The organism is Nocardia abscessus NBRC 100374 (genome assembly GCF_000308455.1).
Taxonomy (GTDB): domain Bacteria; phylum Actinomycetota; class Actinomycetes; order Mycobacteriales; family Mycobacteriaceae; genus Nocardia; species Nocardia abscessus.
The window spans coordinates 54,936-71,735 of record NZ_BAFP01000130.1 but is presented as its reverse complement, the minus strand read 5'-3'; the positions used below and the strand labels follow the sequence as shown (position 1 = coordinate 71,735).

Sequence of the window (16,800 nt, the reverse complement as noted above, 5' to 3'; positions counted from 1 at the left end):
CGGCTCGGGCTGCCCGGCGGGACGAGCTGACCGACGCTGACGCGCGGTACGTTTCTGCCCTCAGCCGCAGGTTTTCCAGCAAATTGCGGGCCAACACACCCGAGGGCGTGATTGACGGTTCGCCGCCGCACTTCTACCGTCGGAATGTGACCTTCAAAAGCGAGACCAGCACCGTTCCCTCGATCGTGCTGAACGACGGGAACGTGATCCCGCAGCTCGGCTTCGGCGTGTTCCAAGTGCCCGCCGAGGACGTCGTTTCGGCCGTCACCACCGCGCTCGAGGTCGGCTACCGCAGCATCGACACCGCCGCTGTCTACGGAAACGAAGAGGGCACCGGCCGTGCTATCCGGGAATCCGGCCTGCCCCGCGACGAGATCTACGTCACCACCAAGCTGTGGAATTCCGAGCAGGGCTACGACTCGACGCTGCGCGCGTTCGACGCCAGCATGCAGCGGCTCGGCCTGGACTACCTCGACCTCTACCTCATCCACTGGCCGGTGGCCGCCGCCGACCGGTTCGTGGACACCTTCCGTGCCTTCCAGGCGCTGAAGTCCCAGGGCCGGGTGCGCTCGATCGGCGTCTCGAACTTCACGGTGGCGCACATCCAACGGCTCATCGCCGAGACCGGTGAGATCCCGGTGGTGAACCAGATCGAGCTGCACCCCAGGTTGGCCCAACGCGAGCTGCGCGAGTTCCACGCCGCCAACGCGATCGCCACCGAGGCGTGGAGCCCGCTCGGGCAGGGCACGCTGCTCGAGGAGAGCGCCATCAGCACGGTGGCCGCCGAGGTCGGTCGCACTCCCGCGCAGGTGATCATCCGCTGGCATCTGCAGCTGGGCAATGTCGTCATCCCGAAGTCGGTCACGCCGTCGCGGATCGCGGAGAACTTCGACGTGTTCGGTTTCGAGCTGAGCCCGCAGCAGATGGACGCGCTCAACGAGCTGGACACCGGTGCGCGCCTCGGTGGTGATCCGGACACGTTCACGCTCGGTCTGATCGACTGACGTTCCGGGTCGGCGGGTGCGGCGGTCAGCGCAATCCGAGATGTTCGGTGAGTTCCAGCGCCGCCGCGCGTCCCGCGCGATTGGCGCCGACGGTGCTTGCCGACGGCCCGTAGCCGATCAGGTGGACGCGCGGGTCGGCGGCTACCTGGGTAGCCAGCCGGCCGGTCATGGTGATGCCTCCGCCGGGCCCGCGCAGTCGCAGTGGTGCGAGGTGGTCGAGGGCGCTGCGGAACCCGGTGGCCCAGAGGATCACGTCCGCCTGCTGAAAGGTTCCATCGGCCCAGCGCACCCCGCCGGATTCGATGCGCTCGAACATCGGCAAGCGGGTGAGCGCGCCGCGGGCTTGCGCCGCGCGGAGGCGGTCGTCGAGCAGCAACCCGGTGACCGAAACCACCGACCCCGGCGGCAACCCGCGCCGCACCCGGTCTTCGACCATCGCGACCGCGGCTCGCGCGGCCTCCTCGGTGAAGGGGCTCTCCCGGAAGCGCGGCGGTGTCCTCGTCACCCACGTCGTCGTGGTGACCTGGGAGATCTCGTCGAGCAGCTGTACCGCCGAGATGCCGCCGCCGACCACGACGACGTGCTTGCCCGCGAACTCCGCGGCGGTGCGGTAGTCGTGGGTGTGCAGCTGGCGGCCGGTGAAGGCTTCCGCTCCGGGATAGTGCGGGACGAACGGATGCTCCCAGGTGCCGGTGCAGTTGATCAGGCCGCGCACCCGGATGGCTCCGGCGGCGTCGGTTTCCGCGTTGAGCACCGCGCCGTGGTCGGTCGGGTTGCCCTCCTGGGGGCGATCACACACCACGGTGACCGACACTTGTCGGTGTACGCGCAGGTCGAACCGCTTTTCGTACAGCTCGTAGTAGCGCGGCACAGCGGTGGCCGCGGGTGCGGACGACGAACCCGGCGGCAAGGTCTCGGCGAACGGCATTCCGGGCAGATCGTGCACCTTGTTCACCGTTTCCAGGGTGAGCGACGGCCAGCGGAACTGCCACGCGCCGCCGGGCCCGGGGGAGCGGTCGACCAGCAGAAAGTGCCGCTCGGGACGCAGCCCGAGGCGTTGGAGGTGATATCCGGCCGACAGCCCCGCCTGACCAGCGCCGATCACCAGGATGTCGAAGTCGGTCGGCACAGCCGGTGATCGTATCGCCTGGCGCGGAAAGGGTGACGCGCTATGGCAGAGTGAAGAGACCAGATGGACTGTTCAGCCGGGGAGGTCGCATGCTCGGGGTCAGCCGTGATGGTGACGTTGTCACCATCGAACTACGGCGGGAGGAGCGTCGTAACGCGCTCAACTACGAACTCGTGACACTGCTGCGCGAGGCGGTGCTCGCCGCGGTCGCCGACGAGGCGCGGGTCCTCGTGTTGACAGGGCGCGGCCCGGTATTCAGCGCGGGCGCCGACCTGTCCGGGGTGTACTCCGGCGATTTCCTGTCCGGGCTGCTGGAGATGCTGCACACGATCGAATCGGCGCCGATACCGGTGATTTCGGCCATCAACGGCGCCGCGATCGGAGCGGGCGTGCAGCTGGCGCTCGCCTCGGATCTGCGAGTGATCTCACCGGAGGCGTATATCGCGGTCCCCGCCGCGAAACTGGGCATCACCGTGGACCGGTGGACCGTGCGCAGGCTGGTCGCGCTGATCGGTGGCGGTCCGGCGCGAACCGTGCTGCTGGGCGCCGAACAGATCCCGGCCGACGACGCCTACGCCTTCGGGTTCGCCAACCGGATCGGCGGACTGGCCGACGCACAAGCCTGGGCCAAGCAGATCGCGGCGCTGGCCCCGTTGTCGCTGCGGCACATGAAGCTGGTGCTCAACGATGACGGAACGCGCGATCCGGAGACAGCGCAGCAGCGGGCGGCACTGGAGGCCGCGTGGACGAGCGAGGATGCCAAGGAGGGTCGTTTGGCCAGGCAGGAAAAGCGTCCGGCGAAGTTTGTGGGGCGATGATGGACATCAGACGTATCGGAGGCGCGGCCGCGGGTGCGCTCGGCATCACCTGGCTGGTCCGGGCGGTGTGGGACATCCCATCGGCGATGGGCGCTTCGATCTCCGCCATCCAGCCGCACGCGGTGGGCGCGACGACCTATCGCGATCGCCAGTTCCACAACACCGAGCCCAGTAGCCAGATGGCCGCGGGTTCGGCTCCCTCGCTGCTGGTCTCGGCCCTGACCAGGCGCAACGCGGGCCGGCCGCGGGGCCCCATCCCGCTGCAGACCCCGCAGCAGCCCACGGCGGCGGCCGCGCTCGCCGTCACCTGGTACGGCCACGCGACGACGTTGATCGAGGTCGACGGGTACCGAATTCTCACCGATCCGGTGTGGAGCGAGCGGGTTTCGCCTTCGGCGCTGGTCGGGCCGGCGCGGATGCATCCGGTGCCGCAGCCACTGGCCGACCTGCCCCCGATCGACGCGGTGATCATCTCGCACGACCACTACGACCACCTGGACAAGGAGACGGTCCGAGAGCTGACGGCGCGCCAGAGCGCGCCGTTCCTCGTTCCGATCGGCATCGGCGCCCACTTGCGGCACTGGGGCGTCCCGGAGGATCGGATCGTCGAATTGGATTGGGGCGGTTCGGTTTCGCTCACCGAGCTCGGCCCGGACCGGGACGGCGTGGATCTGGTGATCACCTGTACGGAGGCACGGCACTTCTCCGGACGCGGCCTGCTGCGCAACACCACCCTGTGGGCCTCGTGGTCGATCGTCGGTCCTACCCGGCGTGCGTACTTCGGCGGCGACACCGGCTACACCAAAGCGTTCGCCGCGGCGGGCGCCGCGCTCGGCCCGTTCGATCTGACGCTGCTGCCGATCGGCGCCTACGACGAGCGCTGGCCGGATGTGCACATGAATCCCGAGGAGGCGGTCCGGGCACACGCCGACCTGTGTGGCGGCGATCCCGGCCGCGGACTGCTGGTGCCCATCCACTGGGCGACGTTCAATCTCGCCTTCCACGGGTGGTCCGAGCCGGTCGGGCGCATGGTGGCCGCGGCGCGGGCGGCAGGCACCGCGGTCGCGGTGCCGATGCCCGGGCAGCGTGTGGACCCGTCGAGTGCCCCACCTGGGGATTCTTGGTGGGAGAATGTTGGGTGAACGACTCCGGCTGATTGACGACAGGAAGGATTCACCACGATGAGTTTCGCGGATACAGTCAAGGGCCTGGTCGGCAAGGGGAAGGACGCGGCGGCCAAGAACTCCGACAAGATCAACCAAGCGGTCGACAAGGCCGGTGACTTCATCGACCAGAAGACGCACGGCAAGTACACGGACAAGATCGCGAAGGGCAAAGAGGCCGCCAAGAAGGTGGTCCCGCCGGATCAGTCCGGCCCGCACGCCTGAGCGAGCGGCGGAGACCTCGACCGGGTCTCCGCCGCTACACTTCGGATATGGCGGCCCGCCGCGCGTTCGGTGGTATCGAGGTTGACCTGAGCAACCTCGACAAGGTGCTGTATCCGGCCACCGGCACCACCAAAGGCGAAGTCATCGCCTACTATTCGGCGATCGCGCCCGCCATGCTGCCGCATATCGCCGGGCGGGCGGTCACTCGGAAGCGCTGGCCCAACGGGGTCGACGAACCGTCCTTCTTCGAGAAGAATCTCCCGTCGCACGCGCCGTCCTGGATCGAGCGGCGCACCCTGCGGCATTCCGATCGCAAGGTCCACTACCCGCTGATCGATTCCGAAGCCGGGCTGGCTTGGCTGGCGCAGCAGGCCGCGCTGGAAATCCATGTGCCGCAGTGGCGTTTCGACGGCGACGAGATGGGCGCGGCGACCAGGCTGGTCTTCGATCTGGACCCGGGCAAGGGTGTCGGGCTCGCCGAATGCGCCGAGGTGGCGCTCGCGGTGCGCGAGATGGTCGAGGGCATCGGTTTGCACGCGTTCCCGGTCACCAGCGGCAGCAAGGGCATTCACCTGTACGTGCCGTTGGATCGCGAGCTGAGCCCGGGCGGCGCGTCCACGGTGGCCAAGCAGGTGGCCACGAATCTGCAACGGCTGCACCCGGACCTGGTCACGTCGACGATGGCGAAGGCGGCTCGCGGCGGCAAGGTCTTTCTGGACTGGAGCCAGAACAACCCCGCCAAGACCACGATCGCGCCCTACTCGTTGCGCGGGCGGACGGAGCCGAACGTCGCCGCCCCGCGCACGTGGAAAGAGATCGAGAACCGGAAGAAGCTGCGGCACCTGCGGTTCGACGAGGTGCTGGCCAGGTACCGATCGGACGGCGATCTGCTGGCGGAGCTGGATCCACCGCTGCCGCGGCCTGCTTCGTCCTCGGTGCAGGCAGGACCGGACGCGTTGACGAAGTATCGCTCGATGCGTGATCCGGCCCGCACGCCGGAGCCCGTCCCCGCGGAGGCGCCCGAGCCGGGGACGAACAACCGCTACGTCGTGCAGGAGCATCATGCGCGGCGGCTGCACTGGGATGTGCGGCTGGAGCGCGATGGTGTGCTGGTGTCCTGGGCGGTGCCGAAGGGCCCGCCTACCTCGCCGGAGCAGAATCGCCTCGCGGTGCACACCGAGGACCATCCGATGGAGTATCTCGACTTCCACGGCGCCATCCCGAAGGGCGAGTACGGCGCGGGCGAGATGACGATCTGGGACTCCGGCACCTATGAGACCGAGAAGTGGCGCGACGACGAAGTCATCGTCCGGTTCCACGGCAAGCGGCTCACCGGCCGGTACGCGCTGATCCAGACCAACGGCAACCAGTGGCTGATGCACCTGATGCGTGCGCCCGACGATGCCGAACCCCAGGAAGAGGCGGACAAGTCGCCGGGCCGGATCATCCGTCCGTCCAACGGGCCCGCGCCGCTGCCGCGCGGACTGTCGCCGATGCTCGCGACTCCCGGCGACGTCGGCGAACTCGGCGCCGACGAGTGGTGCTTCGAGACGAAGTGGGACGGCTTCCGGCTGATCGCCGAGATCGATTCCGGCGCGATCACCTTGCGCAGCCGGGCGGGGAACGTCGTGACCGACCGCTATCCCGGCATCGCCGCGTTGGAACGGGAGTTGTCCGGGCACCGAGTGGTGCTGGACGGCGAGGCGGTCGTCTTCGACGATCACGGCGTGGCGATCCTCGGTCTGCTGCAAGCCGATGCGGCGCGGGCCGTTTACGTCGCGTTCGATGTGCTGTACCTGGACGGCACCTCGCTGCTGCGCAAACGCTATTCCGATCGCCGCAGGGTGCTCGAGGCGCTCGCCGCGAACGCGCCGTCGCTGGTGGTGCCGCCGCGACTGGACGGCTCGGGCGCCGAAGCCCTGCGCTACAGCCAGGAGCAAGGGCTGGAGGGCGTGGTCGCGAAACGCAAGGATTCGGTGTATCTGCCGGGCAAGCGCGGGCATTCCTGGGTGAAGCAGCGCAACTGGCGCACCCAGCAGGTGCTGATCGGCGGCTGGCGGCGCAGCACGGCGCGGGATTTCAAATCGCTGCTGGTCGGCATTCCGCACGACGGGCGGCTGGTCTACGTCGGCCGGGTTGGTACCGGCTTCGACGAGTCGGACATGCGGGATCTGGCGGGTCGCTTGCGGAAGCTGGAGCGAAAGACCTCGCCGTTCGACAACGACCTCACCGCGGAGGAGCGCAAGGAGGCGGTGTGGGTGACGCCGAAACTCGGTGGCACCGTGCGGTTCATGAACTGGACCGAAGCGGGACGGCTGTGGCACCCGGCGTGGCTCGGCGCCGCGCCGCACGCGCGCGACGCTGGGTAGGGTTGATTCGCGGTTGTTCCCAGCGCGAAAACGAGGAGTGCACGGTGGACTTCAAGAACCTGGCAGGCAAAGCGATGGACCTGGCCCAGAAGAACGCGGACAAGCTGGACGCGGTCATCGACAAGGCGGGCGACCTCGTGGACGAGAAGACGGGCAAGAAGTACGCGAGCCAGGTAGACACCGCCCAGGACGCGGCCAAGAAGGCCTTGCGGGAGCAGTGAACGATCCAAAGGGACCCGGCCTCGCCCGGGTCCCGTTCTCGGGTCAGTGAGCGCCCGTGAGCAGCGGGGTGATGGTGGCGATATCGGTCACCAGCGTGTGGCCCTGGAATGCGAAGTCGTCGTAGGCCCGCGCCATGGCCGCTTCGTCCCGGCCGCCGACGGCGTCGCTGATCACCACCGGGACGAACCCGAGGTCGGTGGAGTGCGCGACCGTGGGCGCGATGCCGATCTCCAGGGCGACACCCGCGATCGCGTAGGCGCCGATGCGCAGGTCGCGCAGCATCGAGGCCAGCGGCGTCCCTTCGAATGCCGACATCGACGTCTTGTCGAACACCACCTCGTCAGCGCGCGGCCGCAACTCCGGGACCAGTTCGAAGGCCGGGGTGTCGCGCTGCAGGATGAAGCGCACCTCGTCCACCGAATCCACCTGCTGCCAGTTCATGGCCATGCGCAGCGCGAAGGCTCCGCTGAGGCGCTGGGGCAGGAAGAAATGGCGCAGGAAGACCACCGGGTAGCCACCCGAGCGCGCCGCGTCGACCACCCGCACCACGCGCTCGATGATCTCCTGACCGTCGGGCAACTGGCTGAGGACGCCGACCTGCATGTCGTAGACGATCACCGCCATCCGGTCCGGGGCGCACACGTCGGCGAGTCCTTCGGGGATGTCCAGTCCGTTGCCATGCCGCATACTCGGCTACTCCTCTGCGTTGCGCCCGCGCCGCTCGGGCGGTGGCGCCCGACGGCTATCCGATTGCGCTAGGGGCGTTTTCGTCACCACTGTAGCCAGTCCGGCGGACACCACCGGCGGTGGGTGTGACCTGCGATCGACCGTTGCCGAGGTGGTCGACGCCGCAGTACCGTTGAGTTCTGGAGGCCGGGTGGTTCGGCGCCGAACGCACCGGAGACACTCGCGCCTCGCCGGGACTGGGGAGGCCCTGATGAAGGATGTTCAGCGAGCGCCCGCCATCGCGTGGGCGAGCAACCGGCCTGTGCGCACGGCGATCCTGCGGGCCGTACTGGCGGCTCTGACCTTTCTGGTCGCCGTCCTGAGCGCCGCCCCCGCGGCGTACGCCGAGCTACCGCCGCCGGATCTGGACCCGTTCTACGCGGCACCCGCGAACCTCGACGACTACCGGAACGGCGCCGTGCTGGATTCCCGCCCGATCGCGCTGTTCGGTCTACCTCTGCCCATTTCGACCTGGCAGGTGAAGTACCGCAGCACCGACGCGGGCGACGAGCCCCTCGCGGATGTGGCGACCGTCATGGTCCCGATGCTGCCCTGGTTCGGTCCCGGCGCGCGGCCACTGCTGTCCTACCAGGTCCCCGAGGACAGTCTGGGCACGCGGTGCGCGCCGTCGTTCGCGCTGCGCGGCGGCTGGGACACCGGTGCCGTGAACACGCTGATCGACACGCCGTTCATGGCGGAGGCGCTACGCCACGGGTGGGCGGTGGTGGTCAGCGACTACGAGGGGCCGTGGTCCCGTTTCCTCGACGGAATGAACTCCGGACGGGGTGTGCTGGACGGCATTCGGGCGGCCCGTGACTTCCCGCCTGCCGGACTCGGACCCGCGACACCGATCGGCGCCTGGGGCTACTCCGGCGGTGCGTTCGCCACGCTGTGGGCCGCGCAGATACAGCCGTGGTACGCGCCGGACGTCCAGTTCGCGGGGCTCACCTCGGGCGGCGTTCCGGCCGACTGGCCTGCCATAGCGCGCGAAGCGGACGGCACCGTGCAGGCGGGACTGGCATTGCTGATCCTGTTCGCGCTCGCCCGCAACGATCCCGGCGGTGGGTTGCTGGAGTTGCTCAACGATCGAGGGCACGCGGCGCTGGTCGAGAACGGCGCGGCCTGCGGGTCCGATCTGGTGCCGAAGTACGCGGGCGCGCGGGTCGACGACTTCGCCCTCGTCCCGGATCTGCTGTCGCATCCGGCCTTCCGGGCCGCGACCGACGCCCAGGAACTCGGCGGCAGCGCGCCGGCGGCGCCGATGTACCTGTATCACAGCCTCACCGACGACGTGATTCCCGTGGCGGGGTTCACCGACCTGGTCGGCCGCTACTGCGCGCGGGGAGCGACCGTCACCTCGGTGCACTCGATGTTGCCCACGCACAACCCTGCGGCGATCGGCGAGGCTCCGGGCGCGATGAACTTCCTGGCCGAACGATTCGCGGGTCTGCCTGTCGCTCCGGGATGCCGCGAGCGGTAGACGGGTGATCCTCCGACCGCGGTGGCGGGCGCGCGCGGCCGCGGACGAGCCCCACCGGGCGCACAGACGAAAGCGCACCGAATCACAGTCGATTCGGTGCGCGTCGTGCGGCGGGAACCGGTCAGTTCTGCGGACGGCCGGTGGTGTCCATCCACTTGGTGGTGCCGGGCTGGGCGGCCAGCGTGCTCAGCAGATCGATACCGGCGATGATCAGAGCCGGTCCACCGACGACGATGGTGCCGATGATGCCGCCGATGCCCGCGCCGGCGAGTACGGTGCCGATACCGATCGGTCCGCCGATGAGGCCGGTCAGTCCGACGAGTGCGCCGATCACCGTGCCGATGAACCCGCCGACCGCGGTGGCGATGCCGAACTGCGACAGGAACGCGTCCATCGCCCGCTGGTTCTCGAACGGGGACGCGACCGGCGTGACCGCCGGGCGGGCCTGTGCCGCGTCCTTCACGACGGTCAGCTCCAGTACCCGGCCCGCGTCGCGCACGGCGTGCGGCATGGGATATTCGAGGCCGTCCTGCCGGAAAGCGAGTGGCAGTGTGACCGCGACGTTTCCGGCCGCATCCTTGATGTCGACGGCGTCGCCGCGCACGTCGAACGTGCCCGCGGTGAGCGTCGTGACGATCTTGTTCCCGATCAGCTCGGCCTCGTAGGCGATGTTCGGGACCGGCGCCGCGGCGGGTTCCGCGTGCGTGACACCGGCCCCTACCGTGAGCGCGGCGATGAGTGGGACGGCAGCGGCGGTGACTTTCCGGAGAATCATTTCTCGGTTTCCAATCTTCATCAGGTCTCGAGCAATAGAGAACGCGGCACACGCCGAATTCCTTCCCCCATCGGCATGTACGTCCGTAATGTGATCTAGAAGACAGCTACTTCTGAGTGGTAACTGTACTGTGGCTGATGGGGTTTAGGACCTGATTTTCGGGGGTAACCTTTCGGCTTTCCCGGCTCTCATGGGGTTATAGCGTCTCGCTATTCAATGCGAACGTAGCGTGGCGGCTGTCGCCGACATGACGGGTCCGCGGCGCTGCGGACCCGTCCTCGATCGAGTTCACGGTGGTTCGGCCACGCCGGTCGTAAGGCCAACTACGCCATTGGCTTTCGTGGGATCGCGCGCGAGCGCAAGTGCGCGGATGCCGTCGTTCCGCTCGAGCGGCCAGGAACTGGGCGGCAGGAAGGGTGGCGCGACCAGACCTGGAACACCGACCGGAGCCGATGGCTGCCGACGCAACGCACAACCGCTGTGCTGAACCCGACGGTCGGGAACCGGTGTCCGCATGCCGGTTCTCGAATCGGATGATGTCCGGCAACCCGCAAACATCCCGCGAATACCGGCGACAGAATTCACCGGAGGCTTTCTCTCCGGCCTTTCCGGCCCGAGTTCAGAGCAGCAGGTGCAGGGCGACGGAGCCCAGGCACACACCGAAGACCAGCGCGAGCGCGAGCGCGTCGCGGCGGCCGGGAGCGCTGGGGTGGGCGGTGAGCTGGCCGGTGCCGCCGCGCGCGGTGATCGCCTCGCCCAGTTCACCGGCGCGGCGGGTGGATACCGCCATGGCCGCGGTGAGGATGTCGATGAGCGGGTTGTCGGCCGCGCGGGCGAGCATGCCGTCTTTGGGGCGCAGCCGGCGAGCGGCCCGCAGCACCCGGATCTCCTCCATGAGCAAGGGCAGACCGCGCAGGGTGAGGGCGACGACGACAGCCCATTCGTCGACCGGGAGCCGCAGTCGGCGCAACGGCGCGCCCAATTTGGCGAGGGCGGGCGCGATGTCGCCCATCGGTGTGGTCCACGCGATGAGGAACGACGCGGCCACCAGGATCAGGGTGAACGTCGCGATCTGCGCGTAGCGCAGCACCGCAGCGCCGCCGACCGGCGCGGTGATCAAGCCGCCGACGACGAACAACGCCCAGAACCACCAGGGCAGGCGTGGCAGCGTGCTGAGCGGCAACCGGGCGGTGACGCCGACCGACACCAGGAACGCCGTCATGAGCCCGAGCACCGGCCAGGAGGGCATGAACATCAGCACCAGGCTGATCAGGAACACCCCGATCATCTTGGTGCCCGCCCACAGCCGGTGCACCGGACTGGCGACCGGCACCTGACGCAGCAGAACGGTGCTCATCATCGACCTCCGTGCTCGAATCGCCAGGCGGTTTCACCCGGCGTACGCAGCGCCCCCGGACCGGAATCGGCCTGCGCGGCGGCTTTGCTGGGCACCGGCGCGGCCTCCCATGCGGATTCCGCGCCCAGGATTCGTCCCGACCGCAGATGTACCGTCCGATCACACACCGCCGCCATGTCGGCCACGTCGTGCGAGATGACGATCAGCGTCAATCCGGAATCCCGTAGCCGCGCGAGCAGCTCCACCACGTCGGCCCGGCCCTCCGGGTCGAGACCGGCCAGCGGTTCGTCGAGCACGACCACTTGGGGATGGCTGGCCACGATGGCGGCGAGCACCACCCGTTTGGCCTGGCCGCCGCTGAGTTCCTCGATCGAGCGTGCGGCCAGCGACCGGTCCAGCCCGACCGCGTCCAGCGCGCGCCCGACCGCACCGGAGCCCGTGGCCCGCCCACCCCAGTCCGCGATCTCCGCGCCGACGGTCTGCTTCTGCAATTGCAGGCGGGAATGCTGGAACGCCAGCTCGACCCGCCCGATCTGCTTGCTGATCGGCTTCCCGCGCAGGTCGCAGCGACCGGAACTCGGTTCGATCAGACCCGCCATGATCCAGGCCAGGGTGGATTTGCCCGAGCCGTTCCCGCCCACGATGAGCAGCGCCTCGCCCTGCCGGACGGACAGGTCGACGCCGTGCAGGGCGGGCGCTTCCCACGGCGTCGCGCGGTTGTAGACGTGCCGGACGTCGCGCAGTTCCAGAATCGGCTCGCCCATCGGCCTGCGGCGCTCGTCGCGCGCCGGTCGTGGCCACGCGGGCAGGTGTGCGACCGAACGGCCTGCGGCCAAGTGCACCACCCGGTCCGCGGCCGCGGCATCGGCTTCGTGGTGGGTGACCAGCACCACGGCCATCGGGTGCCGTCTCGGCAGTGCGGCCAGCAGTTCCACCAGTTCGCGGCGTCCGTCCGGATCGATCATCGAGGTCGCCTCGTCGGCGATCAGCAGCGCGGGCCGCCGGGCCAGCGCCGCCGCGACCGCGAGCCGCTGCTGCTGCCCGCCGGAGAGCGCGGCGGTCTCCTTGCCGCCCATCCCGGCGAGACCGACTTCGCCGAGCAGTCCCTCGACGTCCACCTCGGCGGCCAGCTGCGCGGACAAGCCCCACACGACGTCGTCGGCGACGAGCACACCGAGGGTCTGGCTCTCCGGTCGCTGCAGTACCAGAGCCGTCCCGCCGAGCCGCCCGAGCCCGGCCGACCCGGGCCGCTGCACCGATCCCGAGGTGGGCGGCAGCCCTGCCAGCAGCCGGGTCAGCGTCGACTTGCCCGAACCGTTGTGTCCCACCACGGCCACGAATTCGCCGACCTCCACGGTCAGGTCGACGCCGCTGAGCGCCTCGCGCGCCCCGCCGGGGTAGCGGAATCCGGCGTCGCGCAGCGTCACAGGCAGCGGGGCGATGGGCCGGTCGTCGACCGGGGCGTCGAGCCGGTCCGAGCCGGGCAGCCAGTCCAGCCGGTCCAGTACCGATCCGAGGACATACCAGGAGAACACCCCGGTGGCCACCATGCCGAGCGCGACGCCGCCGCCGATCCACACCCACCACCAGCGCAGCACCGAGTCGGCCAGTTCCGCCGCGAGCTGCCCGAGAGCAGCCAGTTGCACCTGGGCGGCGAGATCCTGCAGTCCGCGCGCGAGATTGCGGATGTTGTCGAAGAACAGGTTGCGCGCGCTCGACAGCGCCAACAGCGACCCGACGGCAAGCGCGGCCCACACCAACCCGGCCAGCACGGAAAGGCCGAATACCGCCACGACACCGCCGCGGCGGCGCTTCACGCTCCCGATGATTCCGCCCATGGTGGCCGCGGCGAGCAATCCCGTCGCCGCCGCCATACCGCCTGCCACGAAGGTGACCAGCGTGGCCGCGATGGTCGCGGTCACCACGGCGCGCGGCCGGAAGCGGTGCGCGATCAGCCCGATCGGGACCGCGGCGACCAGATTCAGCGCGGCGGCGAACGGGACCACCGATCCGATGGTCACCAGCCCGACGGTGGCTCCGCCCAGCACGGCGCCGGTGGCCAGCTCGATCGGACGCAGCGGCCCCCGCTGATCCGATTCGCGCGGACGGTCCAGTTCATTCACAGCACAAGTCTGCCAGCCCGGCGGGCGGTGCCGGGTGACGGCGAAATCGAGCGGGGCCTTCGTCGGTCACGAGACCGGAGTGAGCGTGTAGTGCCGAGGGTCGAGGCGACGGGTGCGGCGGCGGTAGCTGGTCTGCGAGCCGGGCCAGTTGTTGGTGATGCGGCCCGCGGCGTTGCGGTACCAGCTCGAGCAGAAGTTCCACGGGGTGCGGGCCAAGCGTTGCTGGAGCGCGGTGTTGTAGTCCTCCTCCAGGTCCGCGCGGACGTCGACACAGTGGCCGGGATGGTCGGCCAGCAACTGCACCGCCTGGCGGATATAGCGAGCCTGCGACTCGATCATGTAGATGATCGAGCCGACGCCGAGATTGGTGTTGGGCCCGTAGACGAGGAAAAGGTTCGGGAAGTCCGGCACCGTGATGCCGTAGTACGCGTGCGCGCCGTCGGCCCAGGCGTCGGCCAGCTTGCGGCCTCCGCGGCCGTAGATGTCCATCGGCCAGAGGAACTCCGTGCCTTTGAAGCCGGTGCCGTAGATGACCACGTCCACCTCGTGCAGCGCTCCGTCGGCGGTGCGTACGCCCTGCGGGGTGATCTCGCTGATGGCGGTGGTCTCCACGCGCACGTTCGGCTGGGTGAGCGCGGGGTAGTAGTCGTTGGAGAACAGCGCGCGCTTGCACCCGATCGGGTAGTCGGGGGTGAGCTTGGCTCGCAGCTGCGGGTCCTCGACCTGTTCGGCCAGGTGCCGGGAGGCGATGCGGGCCACCCACCGCGCGATCGCGGGCACCTCGACCAGCCCGAGCGAGACGAACTCGGCGATCGACCACCACCCGAACCGTTCGGCCAGCAACGCGCCCGGCACCCGCGCGAACAGTTTGTGCTGGATCGGCGAGTAATCGGTGTCGAATTTGGGGATCACCCAGGCGGGCGTGCGCTGGAACAGCGTGAGCTGGGCGACCCGTGGCTGGATCTCCGGGATGAACTGAATGGCGCTGGCCCCGGTGCCGATGCAGGCTACGCGTTTGCCGTCGAGGTCGACCTCATGGTCCCACTCGGCCGAATGGAACGACGGGCCCGCGAACGTCTCGACGCCGGGAATGGCGGGCAGAGACGGCCGCGACAGTTGACCCACCGCCGAGATCAGTACGTCTGCGATCCAGCTGCCCCCGTCGGCGGTGCGGACGGTCCACCGGCCGGTGGCGTCGTCGAATTCCGCGTCGGTGACGCCGGTGCCGAAACGGATCGCCGCCAGCACGCCGTGCCGCTCGGCGACGCCGCGCAGGTATCGGTGAATGGCGGCACGCCCCGAGTACCGCTGCGGCCAGTCCGGCTTGGGTTCGAACGAGTACGAGTACAGCGGGGACGGCACGTCGCAGGCGGCGCCGGGGTAGGTGTTCTCCCGCCACACCCCGCCGATGTCGGCGGCGCGCTCCAGGATGGTGATGTCGTCGAAGCCGTTGCGGCGCAGCTCGATCGCCATGCCGATGCCGCCGAAGCCCGCGCCGATGATGAGGATCGATGGCCTGCTGCGCGCTGTCATGTGACACTCCTCACTGCGACCGTAACTGTCTCCACTGTAGGAGCCGCTGTGCCGTGGTATCGAGAAATTCGGCCATAATGTCCGCGTGGAGCGGGTGCAGGATCCGGAAATCCGCGATTGGAACTTTCCGCGCGGGGTGGCCAGCGTGGCGCTGATGGTCGGCTACGCGGCCGAACACGACGTGCCCGTCGCGCGCATGCTGCGGGGCACCGGCCTCACCGAGCAGCAGTTGCGGGATCCGGACGCGCAGATCGACGCACACACCGAACTGGCGGTCATCCGAAATCTCGTTCGCGAACTCGCCGACCGGCCCGCGCTCGGCGTCGAGATCGGCCGCCGCTACCGGATCACCACCTTCGGCATCTTCGGCTTCGCCTGCGTCAGCAGCCCGACGCTCGGCGAGGCGATCAGCTTCGCGCTGCGCTACCTGGATCTCAGCTTCACGTTCTGCCTGCCGGTCGCCGAGTGGGGCGAGGGCGAGTTCGTCGCGGTGGTGCACGACGAATCGGTGCCCGCGGACGTGCGCCAATTCCTCGTCGAACGCGACGTCACCGCCATGCATCAGGTGATGAGCGACCTGCTCGGCACGTGCTTGCCGCTGACGCGGGCCGAATTCCGTTTCCCCGCACCCGCCTACGCGGAGCGGATCACGGAGGTGACGGTGGTGCCGCCGCGCTTCGGCATGTCGCGCAACCTGTTCGCGATCGAACCGATGCTGCTGGAACAACCACTGCCGCAGGCCAACGAGCACACCTGGGCGATGTGCCTGGCGCAGTGCCGGGACTTGGTCCACCGCCGCAGGGCCCGCACCGGCATCGCGGCCGAGGTGCGCGAGCGCCTGGTGCCGCGCGGCGGCGCGGACGGGTTCGCCGCACCACCCGGCATCGACGCCGTGGCGAACGATCTCAATATGAGCACCCGCACGCTGCGGCGCCACCTCGACGCGGCCGGAACCAGTTATCGCGCGTTGCTGGACGAAGTGCGACGGGCATTGGCGGAGGAAATGCTCACCGCCACACCGCTATCGGTGAGCGACGTAGCGATCCGGCTCGGCTACGCCGAAGCCTCGACGTTCATCTTCGCCTTCAAGCGGTGGACCGGTAACACCCCGGCGGCCTATCGCCGCGAACGCGTCGTCCGGCGTTAAGCCCCTTCGCCGCGGCCGCTGCGGCTGCCGGTGTAGGCCAGCTCGCGGATCTTGCCGATGGCTTTGGGGAACAGCTCCACCTCGGGCGGGTGGTTGAGCATCGGATCGAAGTAGTCCGTCCGGTGCTCGGCGGATTCGGCCGGACGCAGCGTGAGTTCGGCGACCCGCCAGGCGGGTCCGCCGAGGCGGCTGGCGGTGAGGGTGAAGCTCACCAGGTCCTCTTGCAGGTGGGCTTGCATCGACTCGAGCGACGCCGACCCTGGCTGCACGCTGTCCGGCTCGGCGAAGAACCAGGTGGGCGCGGAGTTGTCGATCCGGTAGGGCATCAGGCAGCCGTAGCGTGCGCTGGCCCAGCCGCGGGCGGGGGTGATCACCAGCCTGCCCAGCGGTCCGCGGCCGGTGGTGGCCAGCGCGAAATCCCAAGGCTGGTCGTCATGGACGAGCACTCGGAACGCCAAGCCGAGCACATCCGGCAGCCCGTCCGGGAGCCCGACGCCCTTGGACAACCGTGCGATGACCGCTCGCTCGCCACTGCCGAAGAGCGGCTCGAACTCGGGTTCCGCGTGCAGGCGACCGGCCAGGTGCAAACCCGTCGGGTGGAACACTCGCGCATGCCGGATCCGTGCTCCGGCCGCGAACGCGTTCTTCACCACTGCGGCTGGTAGATCGACCATGGCGAATCCTCCCGGGTAGGCGTCGTGTGCCTCCCGATTGCCCCGGCTCGTGCCG

Annotated in this window: 15 protein-coding genes; 8 read left to right on the top strand and 7 right to left on the bottom strand. The window is 69.2% G+C overall.

Translation table 11 applies throughout. The features are described from left to right. Positions 1-146 precede the first annotated feature (146 nt). Positions 147-1,004 (top strand): aldo/keto reductase, encoded by an 858-nt coding sequence (locus tag ON19_RS26755; protein WP_043698730.1) that lies wholly within the window; start codon positions 147-149, stop codon positions 1,002-1,004. 25 nt (positions 1,005-1,029) lie between these two features. On the opposite strand, the gene ON19_RS26750 is transcribed toward ON19_RS26755, so the two are convergent. Continuing rightward, positions 1,030-2,133 (bottom strand): NAD(P)-binding domain-containing protein, encoded by a 1,104-nt coding sequence (locus ON19_RS26750; RefSeq protein WP_043698728.1) that lies wholly within the window; start codon positions 2,131-2,133, stop codon positions 1,030-1,032. Between the two features lie 89 nt (positions 2,134-2,222). On the opposite strand from ON19_RS26750, the gene ON19_RS26745 reads away from it, so the two are divergent. From ON19_RS26745 to ON19_RS40735, 5 genes are read left to right on the top strand one after another with little or no spacing between them, the layout of a single operon-like run. Then, positions 2,223-2,951 (top strand): enoyl-CoA hydratase, encoded by a 729-nt coding sequence (locus tag ON19_RS26745; RefSeq protein ID WP_043698726.1) that lies wholly within the window; start codon positions 2,223-2,225, stop codon positions 2,949-2,951. Then, a complete protein-coding gene (locus ON19_RS26740; protein WP_043698725.1) occupies positions 2,951-4,093 on the top strand; it encodes an MBL fold metallo-hydrolase in 1,143 nt (380 codons plus the stop codon). The genes ON19_RS26745 and ON19_RS26740 overlap by 1 nt, the downstream gene beginning before the upstream one ends. Before the next feature lie 39 nt (positions 4,094-4,132). Further along, on the top strand, positions 4,133-4,339 hold the full coding sequence (locus ON19_RS26735; RefSeq protein WP_043698723.1) for an antitoxin: 207 nt from the start codon (positions 4,133-4,135) through the stop codon (positions 4,337-4,339). 47 nt (positions 4,340-4,386) lie between these two features. Next, positions 4,387-6,708, top strand: a complete 2,322-nt coding sequence (locus ON19_RS26730) for an ATP-dependent DNA ligase (RefSeq protein ID WP_043698721.1) — start codon at positions 4,387-4,389, stop codon at positions 6,706-6,708. A 44-nt stretch (positions 6,709-6,752) separates the two neighbouring features. After that, positions 6,753-6,929: an antitoxin gene (locus tag ON19_RS40735; protein ID WP_227954598.1), complete on the top strand. Its 177-nt coding sequence runs from the start codon at positions 6,753-6,755 to the stop codon at positions 6,927-6,929. A gap of 43 nt (positions 6,930-6,972) precedes the next feature. Here ON19_RS40735 and ON19_RS26720 read toward each other — a convergent pair whose 3' ends face one another. Beyond that, complete coding sequence (locus tag ON19_RS26720) at positions 6,973-7,617, bottom strand: cysteine hydrolase family protein (protein ID WP_043698718.1); 645 nt, start codon at positions 7,615-7,617, stop codon at positions 6,973-6,975. 250 nt (positions 7,618-7,867) lie between these two features. Between ON19_RS26720 and ON19_RS26715 the strand changes: the two genes are divergently transcribed. Next, entirely contained in the window at positions 7,868-9,136 is a 1,269-nt protein-coding gene (locus ON19_RS26715; protein WP_051169344.1) for a lipase family protein, read from the top strand. Between the two features lie 121 nt (positions 9,137-9,257). Here ON19_RS26715 and ON19_RS26710 read toward each other — a convergent pair whose 3' ends face one another. The 4 genes from ON19_RS26710 to ON19_RS26695 form a co-directional block, all read right to left on the bottom strand. Next, positions 9,258-9,911, bottom strand: a complete 654-nt coding sequence (locus tag ON19_RS26710) for a DUF8020 domain-containing protein (protein WP_043698715.1) — start codon at positions 9,909-9,911, stop codon at positions 9,258-9,260. A 619-nt stretch (positions 9,912-10,530) separates the two neighbouring features. Next, positions 10,531-11,268, bottom strand: a complete 738-nt coding sequence (locus ON19_RS26705) for an energy-coupling factor transporter transmembrane component T family protein (protein WP_043698713.1) — start codon at positions 11,266-11,268, stop codon at positions 10,531-10,533. Next, positions 11,268-13,391, bottom strand: a complete 2,124-nt coding sequence (locus tag ON19_RS26700) for an ABC transporter ATP-binding protein (protein ID WP_227954599.1) — start codon at positions 13,389-13,391, stop codon at positions 11,268-11,270. The genes ON19_RS26705 and ON19_RS26700 overlap by 1 nt, the downstream gene beginning before the upstream one ends. A 66-nt stretch (positions 13,392-13,457) precedes the next feature. Continuing rightward, the gene (locus ON19_RS26695; RefSeq protein ID WP_043698711.1) at positions 13,458-14,924 is read right to left on the bottom strand and encodes a flavin-containing monooxygenase; all 1,467 of its coding nucleotides are present in this window, start codon (positions 14,922-14,924) and stop codon (positions 13,458-13,460) included. Between the two features lie 85 nt (positions 14,925-15,009). Here ON19_RS26695 and ON19_RS26690 point away from each other — a divergent pair, with 85 nt between their 5' ends. Beyond that, positions 15,010-16,071, top strand: a complete 1,062-nt coding sequence (locus ON19_RS26690; RefSeq protein ID WP_043698709.1) for an AraC family transcriptional regulator — start codon at positions 15,010-15,012, stop codon at positions 16,069-16,071. On the opposite strand, the gene ON19_RS26685 is transcribed toward ON19_RS26690, so the two are convergent. After that, entirely contained in the window at positions 16,068-16,745 is a 678-nt protein-coding gene (locus ON19_RS26685; protein WP_043698707.1) for a hypothetical protein, read from the bottom strand. The two genes, ON19_RS26690 and ON19_RS26685, sit on opposite strands and share 4 nt — an antisense overlap. Positions 16,746-16,800: the final 55 nt, after the last annotated feature.